Origin of the sequence: Paenibacillus oryzisoli, assembly GCF_050467285.1 — a bacterium.
In the GTDB taxonomy this organism is placed as follows: domain Bacteria; phylum Bacillota; class Bacilli; order Paenibacillales; family NBRC-103111; genus Paenibacillus_E; species Paenibacillus_E oryzisoli_A.
On sequence record NZ_JBCMUN010000007.1, the window covers coordinates 50,420 to 64,349 of the forward strand.

The 13,930-nt window shown below is 55.2% G+C and carries 16 protein-coding genes; 4 read left to right on the forward strand and 12 right to left on the reverse strand.

The annotated features are described in order from the left end of the window. Window positions 1–32: 32 nt before the first annotated feature. Genes ABE504_RS12860 through ABE504_RS12880 form a run of 5 tightly spaced genes read right to left on the reverse strand, consistent with a single transcriptional unit; the run spans window position 33 to window position 5,446 of the window. Complete coding sequence (locus ABE504_RS12860) at window positions 33–932, reverse strand: CheR family methyltransferase (protein WP_430088783.1); 900 nt, start codon at window positions 930–932, stop codon at window positions 33–35. Between the two features lie 13 nt (window positions 933–945). Beyond that, window positions 946–3,687, reverse strand: coding sequence for a CHASE3 domain-containing protein (locus ABE504_RS12865; protein WP_430088785.1), 2,742 nt, complete (start codon window positions 3,685–3,687; stop codon window positions 946–948). Window positions 3,688–3,728: 41 nt separating this feature from the next. Continuing rightward, on the reverse strand, window positions 3,729–4,511 hold the full coding sequence (locus ABE504_RS12870; RefSeq protein ID WP_430088787.1) for a sigma-70 family RNA polymerase sigma factor: 783 nt from the start codon (window positions 4,509–4,511) through the stop codon (window positions 3,729–3,731). Continuing rightward, window positions 4,508–4,951 carry an anti-sigma B factor RsbW gene (rsbW, locus tag ABE504_RS12875; RefSeq protein ID WP_430088789.1) on the reverse strand — a complete coding sequence of 148 codons (444 nt, stop codon included), beginning with the start codon at window positions 4,949–4,951 and terminating at the stop codon, window positions 4,508–4,510. Before rsbW ends, ABE504_RS12870 begins: the two co-directional genes overlap by 4 nt. A gap of 57 nt (window positions 4,952–5,008) precedes the next feature. Next, on the reverse strand, window positions 5,009–5,446 hold the full coding sequence (locus tag ABE504_RS12880) for a DUF948 domain-containing protein (RefSeq protein WP_430088791.1): 438 nt from the start codon (window positions 5,444–5,446) through the stop codon (window positions 5,009–5,011). A gap of 155 nt (window positions 5,447–5,601) precedes the next feature. On the opposite strand from ABE504_RS12880, the gene ABE504_RS12885 reads away from it, so the two are divergent. After that, window positions 5,602–6,060: a Dps family protein gene (locus tag ABE504_RS12885; protein ID WP_430088793.1), complete on the forward strand. Its 459-nt coding sequence runs from the start codon at window positions 5,602–5,604 to the stop codon at window positions 6,058–6,060. Between the two features lie 61 nt (window positions 6,061–6,121). Continuing rightward, window positions 6,122–6,376, forward strand: coding sequence for a hypothetical protein (locus tag ABE504_RS12890; RefSeq protein ID WP_430088795.1), 255 nt, complete (start codon window positions 6,122–6,124; stop codon window positions 6,374–6,376). A 10-nt stretch (window positions 6,377–6,386) separates the two neighbouring features. On the opposite strand, the gene ABE504_RS12895 is transcribed toward ABE504_RS12890, so the two are convergent. The 3 genes from ABE504_RS12895 to ABE504_RS12905 all read right to left on the reverse strand — a co-directional run bounded on the left by ABE504_RS12895 (window position 6,387) and on the right by ABE504_RS12905 (window position 8,426). After that, window positions 6,387–6,818: an ATP-binding protein gene (locus ABE504_RS12895; protein WP_430088797.1), complete on the reverse strand. Its 432-nt coding sequence runs from the start codon at window positions 6,816–6,818 to the stop codon at window positions 6,387–6,389. After that, window positions 6,815–7,147, reverse strand: a complete 333-nt coding sequence (locus tag ABE504_RS12900; RefSeq protein ID WP_430088799.1) for an STAS domain-containing protein — start codon at window positions 7,145–7,147, stop codon at window positions 6,815–6,817. Before ABE504_RS12900 ends, ABE504_RS12895 begins: the two co-directional genes overlap by 4 nt. A gap of 136 nt (window positions 7,148–7,283) precedes the next feature. Next, entirely contained in the window at window positions 7,284–8,426 is a 1,143-nt protein-coding gene (locus ABE504_RS12905) for a SpoIIE family protein phosphatase (protein ID WP_430089923.1), read from the reverse strand. Window positions 8,427–8,595: 169 nt separating this feature from the next. Here ABE504_RS12905 and ABE504_RS12910 point away from each other — a divergent pair, with 169 nt between their 5' ends. Together ABE504_RS12910 and ABE504_RS12915 are read left to right on the forward strand one after the other, a co-directional pair. Next, a complete protein-coding gene (locus tag ABE504_RS12910; RefSeq protein WP_430088801.1) occupies window positions 8,596–8,937 on the forward strand; it encodes a YtxH domain-containing protein in 342 nt (113 codons plus the stop codon). A 45-nt stretch (window positions 8,938–8,982) separates the two neighbouring features. Next, complete coding sequence (locus ABE504_RS12915; protein WP_430088803.1) at window positions 8,983–9,399, forward strand: hypothetical protein; 417 nt, start codon at window positions 8,983–8,985, stop codon at window positions 9,397–9,399. 143 nt (window positions 9,400–9,542) lie between these two features. Here the strand turns inward: ABE504_RS12915 and ABE504_RS12920 are convergent, their stop codons facing one another. Genes ABE504_RS12920 through ABE504_RS12935 form a run of 4 tightly spaced genes read right to left on the reverse strand, consistent with a single transcriptional unit; the run spans window position 9,543 to window position 13,868 of the window. After that, complete coding sequence (locus ABE504_RS12920; protein WP_430088805.1) at window positions 9,543–10,169, reverse strand: hypothetical protein; 627 nt, start codon at window positions 10,167–10,169, stop codon at window positions 9,543–9,545. A gap of 8 nt (window positions 10,170–10,177) precedes the next feature. Beyond that, window positions 10,178–11,011 carry an amidohydrolase family protein gene (locus tag ABE504_RS12925; protein ID WP_430088807.1) on the reverse strand — a complete coding sequence of 278 codons (834 nt, stop codon included), beginning with the start codon at window positions 11,009–11,011 and terminating at the stop codon, window positions 10,178–10,180. Beyond that, window positions 11,002–12,948: a hypothetical protein gene (locus ABE504_RS12930; protein ID WP_430088809.1), complete on the reverse strand. Its 1,947-nt coding sequence runs from the start codon at window positions 12,946–12,948 to the stop codon at window positions 11,002–11,004. The genes ABE504_RS12925 and ABE504_RS12930 overlap by 10 nt, the downstream gene beginning before the upstream one ends. Beyond that, window positions 12,945–13,868: an aldo/keto reductase gene (locus tag ABE504_RS12935; RefSeq protein ID WP_430088811.1), complete on the reverse strand. Its 924-nt coding sequence runs from the start codon at window positions 13,866–13,868 to the stop codon at window positions 12,945–12,947. The genes ABE504_RS12930 and ABE504_RS12935 overlap by 4 nt, the downstream gene beginning before the upstream one ends. Between the last annotated feature and the right edge of the window lie 62 nt (window positions 13,869–13,930).

The window sequence follows — 13,930 nt, forward strand, 5'->3', positions numbered from 1 at the left end:
AATTCGGCTACAAGATCTATTACCCGCTCTGCCTATCGCTGAAACATACCCGATGTTCCAATCGCTTCAGCTGCTTTTCGATAAATTTTCTCGCGAGGAGCAAACTCCTCATAGAGCTGCCGATCCATACTATTAAAGATCGATTCTTTATTGCCGAGTCCCAGAAATCCGCGCTTGGACAAGCTGTTGTACAATAGGCGATGCACGTGCTGCTGAAGCTCGTGATCGAAGTAGATCAACACATTCCGGCATAGAATCACATGGAATTCATTAAAGGAGCCGTCCGTCACGAGATTGTGCTGGGCGAAAATCAGCGACTTTTTAACTTCCTCGTCCAAATAAGCATATTGGGAATCGGTCGTGTAATACTCCGAAAACGACTTCGTGCCGCCAGACTCCTGGTAATTCCTGGTGTATATTTGCATCTGCTTCAGCGGAAAAGCGCCTCTTCGCGCGGCTTCAAGCGCTTTCTCGTTCATATCGGTCGCATAAATTCTCGTCTTCTCCGCCAGCCCTTCCTCCAGCATCATAATCGCCATGGAGTATGCCTCCTCGCCGGTTGCGCATCCCGCATGCCAAATGCGGATTTCGGGATACGCTCTCAGCTCAGGGATGACCTTGGATCGGAAGACCGCGAAAAAGTCCGGATCCCGGAACATTTCCGTGACACGAATGGACATGTCGTTCAGCAGCCTCGTCAAACACGCTGAATCGTGCAGCACTTTATTGAGCAGTGCGGTAATTGTCGTCAGGCCCTCAGCCTTCATGCGGTTCAGGACACGCCTGCGAAGCGAAGTTCGCACATACTGGCGAAAATCGTATTCGCATAGCTGATAAAGCCCTTCCAGTAGCAAACTCAGCTCAATATGCTCTACGCTTCTCACTTCCTGCTCCTCTGGCTCCATCAAGGGACTCATCGGTTGAATGGTCATCAGGCGCCCCCCCTTACTTGGCCAGCCACACTCGCATCAGCGAGAACAACTGCTGGATTTGAATCGGCTTCATAATATAGTCCGAAGCGCCAGCTTCAATGCATCGCTGACGTTCTCCTTTCATGGCTTTGGCCGTCAACGCAATAACCGGCAGATCCTGCAGATCCGGCTGGCTCCGAATCGCTTTCATCGCATCATAGCCGTCCATGACCGGCATCATGATATCCATCAGCACCAGATCGTAACGCTCCTGCTCGAGCTGCTCCAGTGCCTGCTTGCCGTTGCTCGCGGTATCGACGTTGATGTTCTTCATCTCCAAAGCGGTGAGCAGCGCGTAAATATTGCGCACGTCGTCATCGACAAGCAGCATTCTTTTTCCTTTAAAAATAAGATCATCGGGGGAAATCGCAGCTTCCTCCTGAGGCACTCCCGTCAACTCCGCTTCCGTAGCAGTTGCGATGTGCCGAGGGGCGAGCGCCAGCTCCCGCTGCGCCGTCATCTCCTCCGTCAAGCTGCTGAGCTGCTCCGACATGCTAGGAAGATAGAGCGTAAATGTACTGCCTTTGCGCACCTCACTTCGCAGCACGATGGCGCCGCCGAGCAGCCGCGTAAATTCACGGCAAATGGACAGCCCAAGTCCCGTTCCGCTATACTGACGGTTCATCGTACCGTCCACCTGTTGGAACGCCTCGAAAATAATCTGCTGCTTATCGATCGGAATTCCGATGCCGGTATCCGTAATTGAGATCGCAAGCACGTCTGTCTCTTCCTCTAATCGCAGCACTTCCTTCACACGTGCAGCGGTTGCACGCTCAATGCGCATGTGTACCGAGCCTCGCTCGGTAAATTTAAAGGCATTGGACAGCAGATTTTTCAAAATTTGCTGCAGCCGTTTCCCATCCGTGAAGAGAACAGCGGGCACATCCGGCCCGATCGTTGCTTGGAAGTCCAGTTGCTTCTTGTCCGCAATCGGGCCGAACATCGCCTGCATCAGCTGCGGAAGCTCCGTCACATTCAGTTCCTCGGTAAAGATCTCGACTTTCCCTGCTTCCACCTTGGAAAGATCCAGAATATCGTCGATCAGCGACAGCAAGTCTCTGCCTGCATCATAAACAACTTTGGAATACTCATGAATATCCGTTCGCTGCAGTTCCTCGCTGTTCTCTGACAGCATTTGCGACAGGATCAGAATGCTGTTGAGCGGCGTTCTCAGCTCATGCGACATGTTCGCAAGAAACTCGGACTTATACCTGGAGCTCTTCTCCAGCTTAATGGAATAATCCTCCAGCTCTTGCTTGGTTCGTTTCAGTTTGATCGCTTCCTGCTCAGCCAAATAGTTCTGTTCCTCCAGATACTTGTTCGTCACTTGAAGCTGCTCTTGCTGCGTTTGAAGCTCCTCGGATTGCATCTGAAGCTCTTCCGCTTGGGCCTGCAGCTCTTCGGTCATAACTTGGGACTCCCCAAGCAGCCGCTCAATCTCCATATGATCCAGCACGCTGTCCATGACTGAACTGAATTTGTCCTGCAGCCGATCCAGCAATTCCAGATGCTGCGCCAGGAACGGCTTCATCCCCGCCAGCTCCACCACCGCCTCAACCCGGCCGTCGGCCATAATCGGGGCCACAAGCAAATGGCATGGGGCCGACTCCCCTAGACCGGAGACGACCCGTACATGCCCTTCAGACAGATTATCCAGCAAAAACATTCGCTGATCCGCCGCGCACTGCCCCACGAGACCTTCGCCCATTCGGAAGCTGTCGACCGCACCGGCTTCCCCGGAAGCGGCGTAGGCCGCGGTTTTGCTGAACATCGTCTCGCCGTTCTCCATTTTACGGAAATAAATGACGCCATACGTCGCATCCAGCAGGCGCCCCAGCTTGCCGATGAATGCTTGCGCCAGGGAATTAAGATCCGTGAGCCCCTGATACATAAAAGAAACGTCGGTAACGCTCTTCTCAATCCAGCTCTTTTTGCTGAGCGTATCCAGCAGCCGATTGGTCGCTTCGGCGAGTTCCCAGATTTCATCCTTCGTGCTGACATGGATGCGGGTGGCAAGCATACCATCGGATTTGCGAATGTCCTCGATCGCGCGCGTCACCTGACGAATCGTCTTGACGATCGTGCTCGACAGCACCACGCCTATGGCAACCGAAATGACGGCCGCCAGGCCAACAAGAACGAAAATAGCGATACGAAGATTGTAGTTGCTCTGTTCCAGCTGCCGCGTCCGAGCGGTCGTCAACTTCTTCTCCATTTGCAGCATCGTATCCATCTGCGTGCGCAGTTGATCCATCAGTTTTTTGCCCGTGTTCTGTTGGAAGTACTCATTCACAGATGTGATCTGGTTCTCCTTTTTGAACCCAATCACGTTGTCGCTGCTTGCAATCCAGTTTCGAAAGACAGGCTTAGTCTGCTCCAGACTGCGCAATTGCTCCGGATTATCTTCCAAGAGCTGATACAGCTTGTTATAGTTGTCCGTCCAGGTTCGACTCCCGAGGTCGTAGGGTTCCAAATATTGCTCGTCCCCAGTGATGATATAGCCGCGAACCGCCGTTTCCATATCCAACATATTCTTCTGCACGAGATTGAGCAGATCGTGAACGTCAATGTCGTGACCAGACACATAGTCAACCTCTTTTTGCAGCGTCGCAATGCGCCCGCTAATCGTAATCAACGACAGACCTAGACACAGAAGAATGAACAAATAACCTGCAAGAATCTTGGTGCGAACAGTAAATCTTATGGGTTGAAACAACAATGACGCCCCCTGCTTTCATTTTATCCGTTGCCGCCTGATCACGGCGTTTCGGCTTGCCATGCGCCTGCTTGCAGCGCCGCCTTCATCTTGGTCATCGCCCGCTTCTGAATTCGGCTGACACTCATTTGGGACACTTGCAGCCGGCTGGCAACCTGTCTTTGCGTCTGGCTCTCATAGTATATCAATTGGAGCACTTGGCGCTCTTCCTCCTTAAGTCCTTCCATCGCCTCGCGAAGATCCAGATGGTGTTCGAGCTGCTGATAGTCGTTGGAGGGAACCGCCACCACATCTGCAATCGTTGCGCTGTCCGTTTCGCTCGATAACGGTGTGTCCAAAGACGTGTAGTGATAATAATCGCGCCCTGCGAGAATTTCAATTGTTTCCTCCAGCGACAGGCCCAATCTTTCAGAAATTTCCTCCAGTTTCGGCGAGCGTTCCAGCTGCACGGTCAGCTCATCGATGGTTCGTTGAATCGCAGTCCCTTTCTCTTTGATCCGTCTGGGCACTTGAATGTACCAGGATTTATCGCGCAAGTAGTTTTTCAAACTTCCGACGATGCTCTTCATCGCATAGGCTTCAAACGGAACACCCACCTCGCTGTCATACTGCTTGAACAGCCGCAGCATCGCCAATTGCCCCACTTGGAACAAATCCTCGTACAGATCGGGACGACTGCGCGCTATTTTCCCCGCAGCCATGCGGACGACAGGCTCGTAATGCTGCAGCAGCACGGTCGCCGTATCCTCGCAGTCCGTCTCCCTGTACAGCTTCATTTTACCGTAAATTTCATATAACGGGTTAGCGGAAGAATGAGCGCTCATAGGATGACCTCTTCTCCGTGCAAACGCTTGGTCAGCACAATCGTCGTTCCTTTACCACTCTCCACCGCAACCTGAACGTCATCCATCAGCGCTTGCATCAAGTAGAGCCCCATCCCGCTCGTACGTATCCGGGCAATTCCCGTCGGCGGAACAGGCGCTTCGAAGGACGAGGGGCTCACTTCAAAACTGCGGCCGTAATCCTGGACCGTGATGGCCATCTCCTCACCGATAAGCTCCATCCGTATGTCTACCGAGCCGCCCGGCTCCTCCCCATACGCGTGCAGAATCGCGTTATTGCAAGCTTCCGCGACGGCCACTTTCATGTCTTCGACATCTTCGTACGAGAATCCGGCCTTGGAGGCAAAGCCGAATAAATTCAGTCTGACAATATCCAGATACTCGGCTTCCGCCGGTATCGTTAATTGAATGTAGGGATGCATAGAATCTCTTCCTTTACCACTTGTTTAGACGTACATCGCCACGATCACGACCCTGCGCTACGACATCGGCTTCTTTCGTTTGGAATCAGCGAAAGACTTGCGGCTGGCACGTATGGTCTGCCAGACGTCCCAAGCGATGCCGAGCCCGCTTAGCACAGCGTTCGGCTTGGCCGCCGATGCCGACGGCTCGGTGCCGACGGCCATTTGCTTCACAGATGACGTTAGACTGTGCACAACCCGACCGATGTCATTTGCGGAACCGAACCAATGATTCAGCGTGGACAGCTTGGACTTCACATCGATGGCGAGTTCATTCGTATGCTGGATGACGCTTCGCACGTCTCCGCCGATTTCCTTCACTTCCATATTGACTTGCCTCATCGCCGCAGTCGTCTCCTCGAGCGACGCCCTAAGCGACCTCAGCGTTTGAATTAAATAAACAACAAGTACAACAAACGCAATGGCAACAATCAAAACACTAATCTGCAGCAGCATCAAGATCTACCTCCTCTTGCAGCTATACGCTTTAGTTACCCCGAAAGCCGAATACCGAAACACGCTGCTTTTCAATTTTTCTGGTTTCAATCCGCACTATGCGGGGTAATAAAACGTGTCAGCAACATTACTCATATTCGGAGGTGCTTTCTATCATGAAGACAACAACGCAAACCAAGCCTGACTTGAACGTCATTATGGACAAGCAGGTTGCCAACTTTTCCATCCTGTATATGAAGCTCCATCATTTTCACTGGTATGTGAAAGGGCCTGACTTCTTCACGCTGCATATCAAATTCGAGGAATTCTACAATGAAGCCGCCCTGCATCTGGACGCGATCGCCGAGCGCATGCTCGCCCTGGGCAAGCGGCCGACGGCCACACTGAAGGAGCAGCTCGCCCTATCCTCCGTGCAGGAAGCGAGCGGTCACGAGAATGCCCATCAGATGGTGCAGTCCCTGAGCGACGATCTGGAGATCGTGCGGGCCGAGCTTAGCGAAGGCATCAACTTGGCTGAGCAAGGCGGCGATCAACCGACAGCCGATCTGTTCATTGCCGTCCGCGCCTCGCTGGAGAAAACCGGCTGGATGCTCCAAGCCTACTTAGGCAAATAAAGCGCAAGCGGTGATTAAGCAAAGAAGCCTAGCGAGAATGTGCTAGGCTTTCTTTGTGCTTTTGGCGCAGCGGATAGCGTTCAGTCTAAATTCGCCGCATCCCGCCGGAAATCCCCCAGCCATTGAAATGCTTGCCGAACAGGGAAGATATATTCCTGCGAAAAGGCAGGCTTTTTTTCACAACAATGGTGGTTTTCGCACAAAACCTGCAATAGAGCAGTTTTTTAGTCCAAACTCGCTTAAAAAAGGCCGTACCGCCGAAAATACCTGCCTTCTTGCAGGCTTGCTGCTCCAGTTGCCCGTCGATGGCCGTTAACGGACAACCGTCACGTCGTGGTGTTTATGTTCGTATACTTAATGAGCGTAACTTCCATGCCATGCTGCGCATCCACTTCAACTTCGTCCATCAAAGCCTTCATCAAATAGAAGCCCAAGCTGATCTTGCTCGCCTCCGCCTGAAGCCCGGCCTCAGCAGATCCTGACGGCGCTGCCAAGAAAGCTCCTGATCCAGGCGCTTTAACCGTCACGGCCAAAGCTTCCGTGCGCGCATCGAAACGAATCCCGAGCTCGCCGGGGGCCGCATTGCCCGTCAGCTCGGCATGCAAGATCGCTTGATTGCACGCTTCCGAGACGGCTACCTTCAAGTCTTCGATATCTTCATAGGTCAAATTCAATTTCGACGCAATCCCGAAGACGGTTAGTCTGACGAGCTCCAAATAATCCGCTTGGGCAGGTATTTGCAGGTGTACTTCGCTCATTTGCCGCCTTTAACTCCTTCGTTCAAATATGGAGAAATGCCTGTCATATCAAAAAGTCGTTTAATTTTAGACGGAATGTTCGTCACATACAGCGGCGCTTTCAGCTTATCGCGGGTTTTCACCGCAGACACCAGGATGCCGATGCCCGTACTGTCGATATACGCAAGCTTCTCCAAATCGAGCGTAAGCTCGCGGTCTGCGCTATACACGACGGACTCCAGCGCCTCGTGAAATGCTGCGGCAGCAGCCAAATCCAACTCGCCGCAAAGGTGAAGCTTAATGGCCGAACCGTTCTCTTGCCTGTCAATTTGGAACTTGTTCACTGTCATAAACCTCACTCACTCCTCTTGTTTGCTCTCATCACATGATTGTATGCGCTTCTTCCTGTATAAAAAATATACCCTGTTTCTATACTCTTCGTAAATAGGAGCGTATATATGACCGCCGCCGGCTCGTACCAGCACCTTAGGAAACCGAAACCATAATCAAACACATATCATCCGGTGCCGGCACCGGCTCTTCACCCAAATCCGGCTGCAATTGCTGGAATAACGCTTCCGCGTCCTGCGCCTCAGTCGTCTGTATGCGCTGCACGATCCGATCTGCCGCTTCGTCCAGATCGCCTGACATCCATTCGGCCAAGCCGTCGGTATAGAGCACAATGCGGGCCTCCCGCTCGTAAGTCATGCTGCCGGGTTTGACCTGAATGTGGTCGAACAGTCCTAGGGCGCAGCATCCGGTATCCAGCTTTTTGACCTTGCCGTCGACAAGCGCAAGTCCAGCAGGATGACCCGCATTGACATACTCAATCGTGCGGGCTTCCGTGTCCACGACCAGGTAAATCGCCGTAAAATAATAATTCATTAAGTTGTCCGCCCAGTGCAGCTGCGTCATACGCCGGTTTAATTCCTGCATGACGCCCTCTAAATCGGATATACCCGTGAGGGTATCTTTTAAAAAAGAATAAATATACATGCACACCAGCGAAGAAGCAATGCCATGCCCCATCATATCCAATAGAATAATACCGAAACGATTGGCGCCGAGCGGATACCAGGCGTAGAAATCCCCGGCAAGCTCGGAAGAAGGCTCGTATTTAACCGTAACTTGCACCTGCTCGTTCGCAAACGGCTTGCTGAGCACGTTCTGCTGCACCTGCTTCGCCAGGCTCAGCTCATACTGAATTCGCTTGTCCCGCTCGCGATGCCAGTCCTTCTCGTATTTCAAACGCAGGGCTGAGCGAATTCGCGCCAGAAGCTCCGTCTTGTTGATCGGCTTCATCACATAGTCGGTCGCTCCCGCGTCCAGCGCCTCCGCCATCTTATTCGAGTCCCCCAGGGCTGTTACGAAAATGATCGGAATGTCCCGAAACCTTTCCTGCGCCCGGATCGCTCGACAAGCTTCGATACCGTCTATTTCGGGCATCATCATGTCCATGAGAATCAAATCGGCAATGCTCTCCGAAGCAAGCGCCGAATCCATGCCCATAAACCGGTATAGTTCCTTGGCGGATGAGAACATCGACAGATTTCTGTAGCCGGCCATTTGTAAAATTTTCTCAATAATGAGCAGATTCGTTTTATTATCGTCCACGATGGCAATGTTCATCTCGTTCATAGAGCGATTCCTCCGATTCCCGATCGCCAAAGCTTGCTAACGGACGGGATATTTGAAAAGAATATAGCACACTTGCCCCCTGTTTCAAATCACTTTCGATGGGGTACAGGCTAGTAGGATCGGTTGCCTACTTATACCCCAATCAAAGGAGAGATGAAACATGAATACAGAGACGACAGGACAAAGAAACGGACTTCTATCCGGGATGATCATCGGTGCGGCGTTAGGTGCGGTCGCCTCCTTGTTGTTCGCTCCCAAGAAAGGCGCGGAGCTGCGCAAGGAGTTGGCCGATACGTGCCTGACCTTCCGCGATCACGCGGTGCAGCTTGCCAGCACGGTGAAGGACAAGGCGGAGGATATGGCGCAGAGCACCTGCGAGCACTCCCAAGAATTGGCCGACGAGGCTCGTGAGGCAGGACAGCAGATTGCCGAAACGGCAGGGAAAATAAAAGACGAAACTTTGGAACGTCCGAACCGGGAGTTCACGACAGAGTCGTTATAGGGCCTGGTCTCGAAAGTACCCATTCTGATCGAGGAGGGATTTCACATGGAACAAGCCGCACTCCAGCGACTGCTCACCGAGCATGGTTTTGAACGTACCCGACACGCGGAAATATCGACCTATCGACTGAACATCTCCCACAGCACTTCCGGGAATGACTATCCGTTTATCGTCACGGCGGTTTCAAGCGAAGAAGACGGCGTCGCCATTCACTGGGACGAAGCACGCTTCGAGGGAAAGGAATTTGTCCCGCTTCAAGTCCGCAAGACGGCACTGGAGAAGCTTATCGAGTTGGAAAAGATGCTGAACCGACCGACCGGCAAATCGATCGAGGAGGCGGATAACGGCTCCATGTCGCAGGACATGCAAGAGGTCAAAAAGCTCGGCGCAGAGATGAAACATATGAAGACGAACAGCGAACTGATGGCCCAAGGATTGATTCCAGATCCGATTCAATCATAGATAAACGGCTCCGCCGTCCTGTCGAGGACGGGCGCGTTTACTGATGGCATAGAGCCACTTCGAGGATATACTTACTGATATGCAGGAAAAGCCGCCCCGCCTCCAATAGGAGGTTGGGTCGGCTTTTTTGCTGTGCCTGAACGTCAAAAGCTGTAGATCAGATTCATTTTCTCCCAAAGCACCGGCCCTTGATCTCCCCCAGGCCATGGCTGAAAATGCGGCTCCATAAGCTCATGCCAATCGGCGCTCGGCAAGATCGACGCAGGCCACGTCTGGCGGGTCGCGCCAGACTCGAACGCCGGCGCAGGCCGCTCATGATAGGAGAAAATCAGCTCCTCATGCGCGCCGATCACATACGTAGGGTTAAAGCTGTTCGGCTTCTCCTCCTGGAGTGCGAAGTGATAGAAAATGTAGGAACTGTACATCTCCGGCCGGAGCCTCGCCAGATGGCCCAGCCGCTCGTGAGCGCCCGTTCGCCGCACATCCACTGGCTCCCCGTCGCGGTAGATCGGCAACAGGGGCACCGTGTCACGAGGGTTCCCCTCTGCCTTCGGCCAGACCTCGAGATGATCTCGACAGGCGTAGGGCCAATGCCAGAGGGCAGCCTCGTTCATAGCCTCCAGGTAGACAAAGAGGCTGCTTTCCTTCGCGAAAATCGCGATGCTTGCTATGCTTTGCCCGCGCAGATCATACTCCCAGTCTCTAGCAGACTCCGCGAGTGCTGATACAAAATCCGTTTCGCTGCCCGCCTTCACCTGTGCTCGATACATCCATCGCTTCATCGCTGTATCGGGTAGAACCGCCGGGCATTGCCTGCGCGAATCTTCCCCTTCTCCTCCTCCGCGAGTTCGTCTCCCAGCACTGCTTCAAACAAGCGGATGACGTCGCCATAGCCACCGGCCTGCAAAGCAATCGGCCAATCGCTGCCGAACAGCAGGCGATCGGGGCCGTAGAGCTGGACCAGCCGGTCGACATACGGCTGGAGCAGGGCCGGGCGGTACCCGCCGGCCATCGTGATCATGCCGGACAGCTTCACCGCTGTCCGGGGCAGCTCGGCTAACCGCGCCATGCCGGTTAGCCAGGGGTCTGAGGGCTGCTCCCGCACAGGCGGGCAGCCCAGGTGGTTCACAACAGCCGGGAGCTGCGGCTGTTCCTCAAGATAGCCGGCGACCGCTGCGAGGTCGCCGGGCTGCACGAGCAGGTCGAGCGTCAGCCCGGCCTGCTGCAAGGACGCGAGCGCCGCGCGCAGCCGGCGCTGCTCCGCTGCGGGGCGGCCGGCGCGAAACGCGCTGCCGCCGAAGCGGACGCCGGCGAAGCGCGCGCTCGCCTGCAGCTGCGCGAGCTCCGCGTCGAAGCGCTCCGCAAGCGGGTCGAGCCCGCCGCTGACGCCGGCGATGGCCGGCACGGTCTGCGCCAGCTCGAGAAGGAACGCCGCTTCGGCCGCCGTTGGCGCCGCCTGTACGGCGATCACCTCCTCGACGCCGTGCACCGTCAGCTCCGGCAGCAGCTGCACAGGCAGATAATCCTGGTAGAGCAGCGGATTATCGGGCTTGAGCCAGCCGTAGTCGCCGCGCGCCGGCTGCCAAAAATGAACGTGACTGTCTACATACATGTCGCGTCGACATCCTTTCGCCCGGCCAGCACGCTGTCCCGATAAGGGCTCGGCCATGGCATGTCATAGCTCGGCGCATTCGCATAGCGTTTCATGCCGAGCTTCAGGCGAATGCCGGTGCCGCGCAGCAAATGGACAGCGAGCCATTTGCCTGCGATGGTCTCCGCGTCGCTGAGCGGCTCGCCTTCGCGGTCCAACCGCTGCACGCTCGTGAACGCATGCTCGCCGAACGTCCCCGCCTGGATGACGACCTCGCGCTCGTCGAACAGGCTCGTGTTGCACAGCTGCAGCGTCACGCTGTCCGCCGTGAGCGCCTCGACGAGTGCCGATACGCCCTGCGGCAGCCCCGGTCGCCGCTCCTGCGCGTCGAAGTAGCGCACCCGCGCATGCTGCAGGCCGCCGTGCGAGATATGCATCGGGCCGCCAAGCGTCAGCTGCACCAGCGACTCGAAGTACACCGGGCACATCTCCTGCCAAATATGAATAGAGGAGTAATTGCCGTCCGCGTAGCCGATACTCCACTGGTACGGATCGCCTTTCTCGGAACGCATCCGTTCCAGCTGCCGGCCGATCAGCTCCATATTGGCCGACAGTATCCGGCTCGGATAATCCGGGTTCAAGCCGCGAATGTATTGGAACCACGGCTCCGTATTGCCGATGTAGTGCTTCGTCTCCCGTCCGGTGCGGCTGTCTCTGCCGGAGACGACGGGCACCGTGATTTCGTTCCAATCAAGGTCCTTCGGAATGCGGTCGATGCGCTCAAGGTCTTCGTCCGCCATCGACATCGTCCAGAGATAGACCGGATACTTCGGCAGCGCCTTGCGCCAGTCGTGCCAGCCGTGATCGCCATGCTTGTTCGGCACGAGCGTCAGGCCGTTCTCCTCCTTGCGCAGCGCCCAGTTGGCGTCAAGCTGATTCCGTGCCAGTGCCAGCTTGCTCATATCGCCGGTCAGCAGCACCGCGTTCATGCAAGCGTTCGTAAGCGGCTCGATGATCGTCATAAAGCCGTGCGGCCAACGCCAGCCGTAATATCCGCCCCACCATTTGCCGTCGTTGTATTCGCCGATCTGGCCGGAAAGCCCGACATTATCGGGAATGATGCCGCCGTTATTGCGTGTCCGCTCTTCCCAAGCGGCGAGATACTGCGTCACCCAATCGCGCAGCGCCGGATCGCCTGTGTGCATGTAAGCGTGTGCAATCAACCCGCTGGCATTGAGATTCAGCGGTACGTCTCCGCGATTCATCCGCTCGTTCATCATGTTGAGGATTTGCCCATAGACCTCATCGTTCGACCACGGACATTTGCGGCTCTCGTAGTCGACGCCGGGAATATCCTCATACGGCGCAGGATAGTGATCCAGAATCGCGCGATGCGTGCTCCAGTCCTCCGCCGTGACGACAAAACGCGGGCCATCGCTGCCGGTAAGCGGCGACCGGATCAGCTTCAGCTCTTTATCGTAATTCGGCGCAGCCGGGTCGTCTCCCGTGTACATGCGGGCGAAGTTTACGGCTCTTTGCCGATCCTTCAGCGTTGCCGGCCCCGCCAGGCCAAGGAAGTACAGGAACAGATAGCCTTCCCCGTGATGCATCCAATCGTAATAACGATCAAATTCGCGGTTCACCTGCCCGTATTCCGTCCATTGCCACGTGATCGCCTCCCATAGCTGACGGGAAACACCGTGCAGTTCCTTGCTGCCGCCCAGCACATAAAGCAGCGCCAAGTTCATGAAGCCCTCGTACGGATCGTCCGAGCCGTCCATGCCTGGCCATTCCTTTTGCCAGATGAGGGTTCCATCCGGTTCCGTATACCGCGCCACAAACTCCTTCGCCGCCTCATTCAGCGTTTGAAAAAGCCACTGCTCCTGCAGCGCCCACGCCGGGGGAGCCATCCGCTCCTCTGCGGTAATTCTCGGCAAATTGCTTTGCTGCTGACTCATTTCTGCACCTCCTTCTCCCCAGGAAATAAGCTTTGCCCTTGAAAAAGAGTGTAAACCCGGCTCAGCTCATCTGGCTCCAGCCCGCGCCCGTCGCAGTAGGTCATATTCGCGCGGAGCTTCTCACACGTCGTTGCGCCTGTTAACGTCACATGAATCGCCGGCTGGGTTAAGCTAAAACGCATCCCCGGCTCCACTAGACCGTGCGGCTCCGTCTTCCGCAGAAATTGAAGCTGCGCCATTCTGCGTGCGGCTTCCTCCACAATCGGCGGCCGCAGAAACGCTGCCGGCGTATCCGCCAATAGGCCGAGTCCCAGCACGCTGCCGTTAATGACGCCGATGCCCTTCTCTTGCGTTAACGGCAGTAATTCGTCTTTCGCCGTGTGATCGATCAGCATATACCGCGTGTAAAACTGGATGCTATCGAACCGGTCGAGCTCCACAAACCGCTTCAGCAGCGAAAGAATACGCGTCGAGATGCCGATATAGCGGATTTTCCCGTCTTCGCGCAGCTTTTCGAGCGCTGGAAGCGTCTCGTTCACGACAGTTTCATAAGGAACCTGCTCCGCATCGTGAATTTGCAGCAAGTCGATCCAATCCGTCTGCAGGCGGGCCAAGCTACTTTCAACCGAACGAATGGTGTTGTTGTAATCAAACGATTCCCCCGGACCCACCGCTTTGGACGCTAAAATAATGTCGTTCCGCCTACCGCCTGCCAGCGCCTGCCCGAGCCTGCGCTCGGATTCGCCCCGGCCATAGCTCGGCGCCGTATCTATAAAATTAATGCCGCCGTCGATCGCCTCATGGATCATCTTCTCGATCTCGCGCTCATCTGCTGGTCCGAAAACGCCGCCTAACGGCGCCCCGCCAAGCCCCAGCTTTGACACGCGAAGCCCGGTACGGCCAAATGTTGTATATTCCATCTCGATCCCTCCTACTGTAAATTGTAGCGGGCATCCGCTATAATCAGAATAGCCAGAGTTCC

What these genes read in the sequence shown, in the direction of transcription:
- ABE504_RS12910 (WP_430088801.1), top strand. Translation starts at nt 8,596, where the DNA reads ATGAATACAGAGACGACAGGACAAAGAAACGGACTTCTATCCGGGATG.
- ABE504_RS12915 (WP_430088803.1), top strand. Translation starts at nt 8,983, where the DNA reads ATGGAACAAGCCGCACTCCAGCGACTGCTCACCGAGCATGGTTTTGAA.
- ABE504_RS12900 (WP_430088799.1), bottom strand. Translation starts at nt 7,147, where the DNA reads ATGACAGTGAACAAGTTCCAAATTGACAGGCAAGAGAACGGTTCGGCC.
- ABE504_RS12920 (WP_430088805.1), bottom strand. Translation starts at nt 10,169, where the DNA reads ATGTATCGAGCACAGGTGAAGGCGGGCAGCGAAACGGATTTTGTATCA.
- ABE504_RS12905 (WP_430089923.1), bottom strand. Translation starts at nt 8,426, where the DNA reads ATGAACATTGCCATCGTGGACGATAATAAAACGAATCTGCTCATTATT.
- ABE504_RS12880 (WP_430088791.1), bottom strand. Translation starts at nt 5,446, where the DNA reads ATGCTGCTGCAGATTAGTGTTTTGATTGTTGCCATTGCGTTTGTTGTA.
- ABE504_RS12895 (WP_430088797.1), bottom strand. Translation starts at nt 6,818, where the DNA reads ATGAGCGAAGTACACCTGCAAATACCTGCCCAAGCGGATTATTTGGAG.
- ABE504_RS12925 (WP_430088807.1), bottom strand. Translation starts at nt 11,011, where the DNA reads ATGTATGTAGACAGTCACGTTCATTTTTGGCAGCCGGCGCGCGGCGAC.
- ABE504_RS12935 (WP_430088811.1), bottom strand. Translation starts at nt 13,868, where the DNA reads ATGGAATATACAACATTTGGCCGTACCGGGCTTCGCGTGTCAAAGCTG.
- rsbW (WP_430088789.1), bottom strand. Translation starts at nt 4,951, where the DNA reads ATGCATCCCTACATTCAATTAACGATACCGGCGGAAGCCGAGTATCTG.
- ABE504_RS12870 (WP_430088787.1), bottom strand. Translation starts at nt 4,511, where the DNA reads ATGAGCGCTCATTCTTCCGCTAACCCGTTATATGAAATTTACGGTAAA.
- ABE504_RS12930 (WP_430088809.1), bottom strand. Translation starts at nt 12,948, where the DNA reads ATGAGTCAGCAGCAAAGCAATTTGCCGAGAATTACCGCAGAGGAGCGG.
- ABE504_RS12885 (WP_430088793.1), top strand. Translation starts at nt 5,602, where the DNA reads ATGAAGACAACAACGCAAACCAAGCCTGACTTGAACGTCATTATGGAC.
- ABE504_RS12860 (WP_430088783.1), bottom strand. Translation starts at nt 932, where the DNA reads ATGACCATTCAACCGATGAGTCCCTTGATGGAGCCAGAGGAGCAGGAA.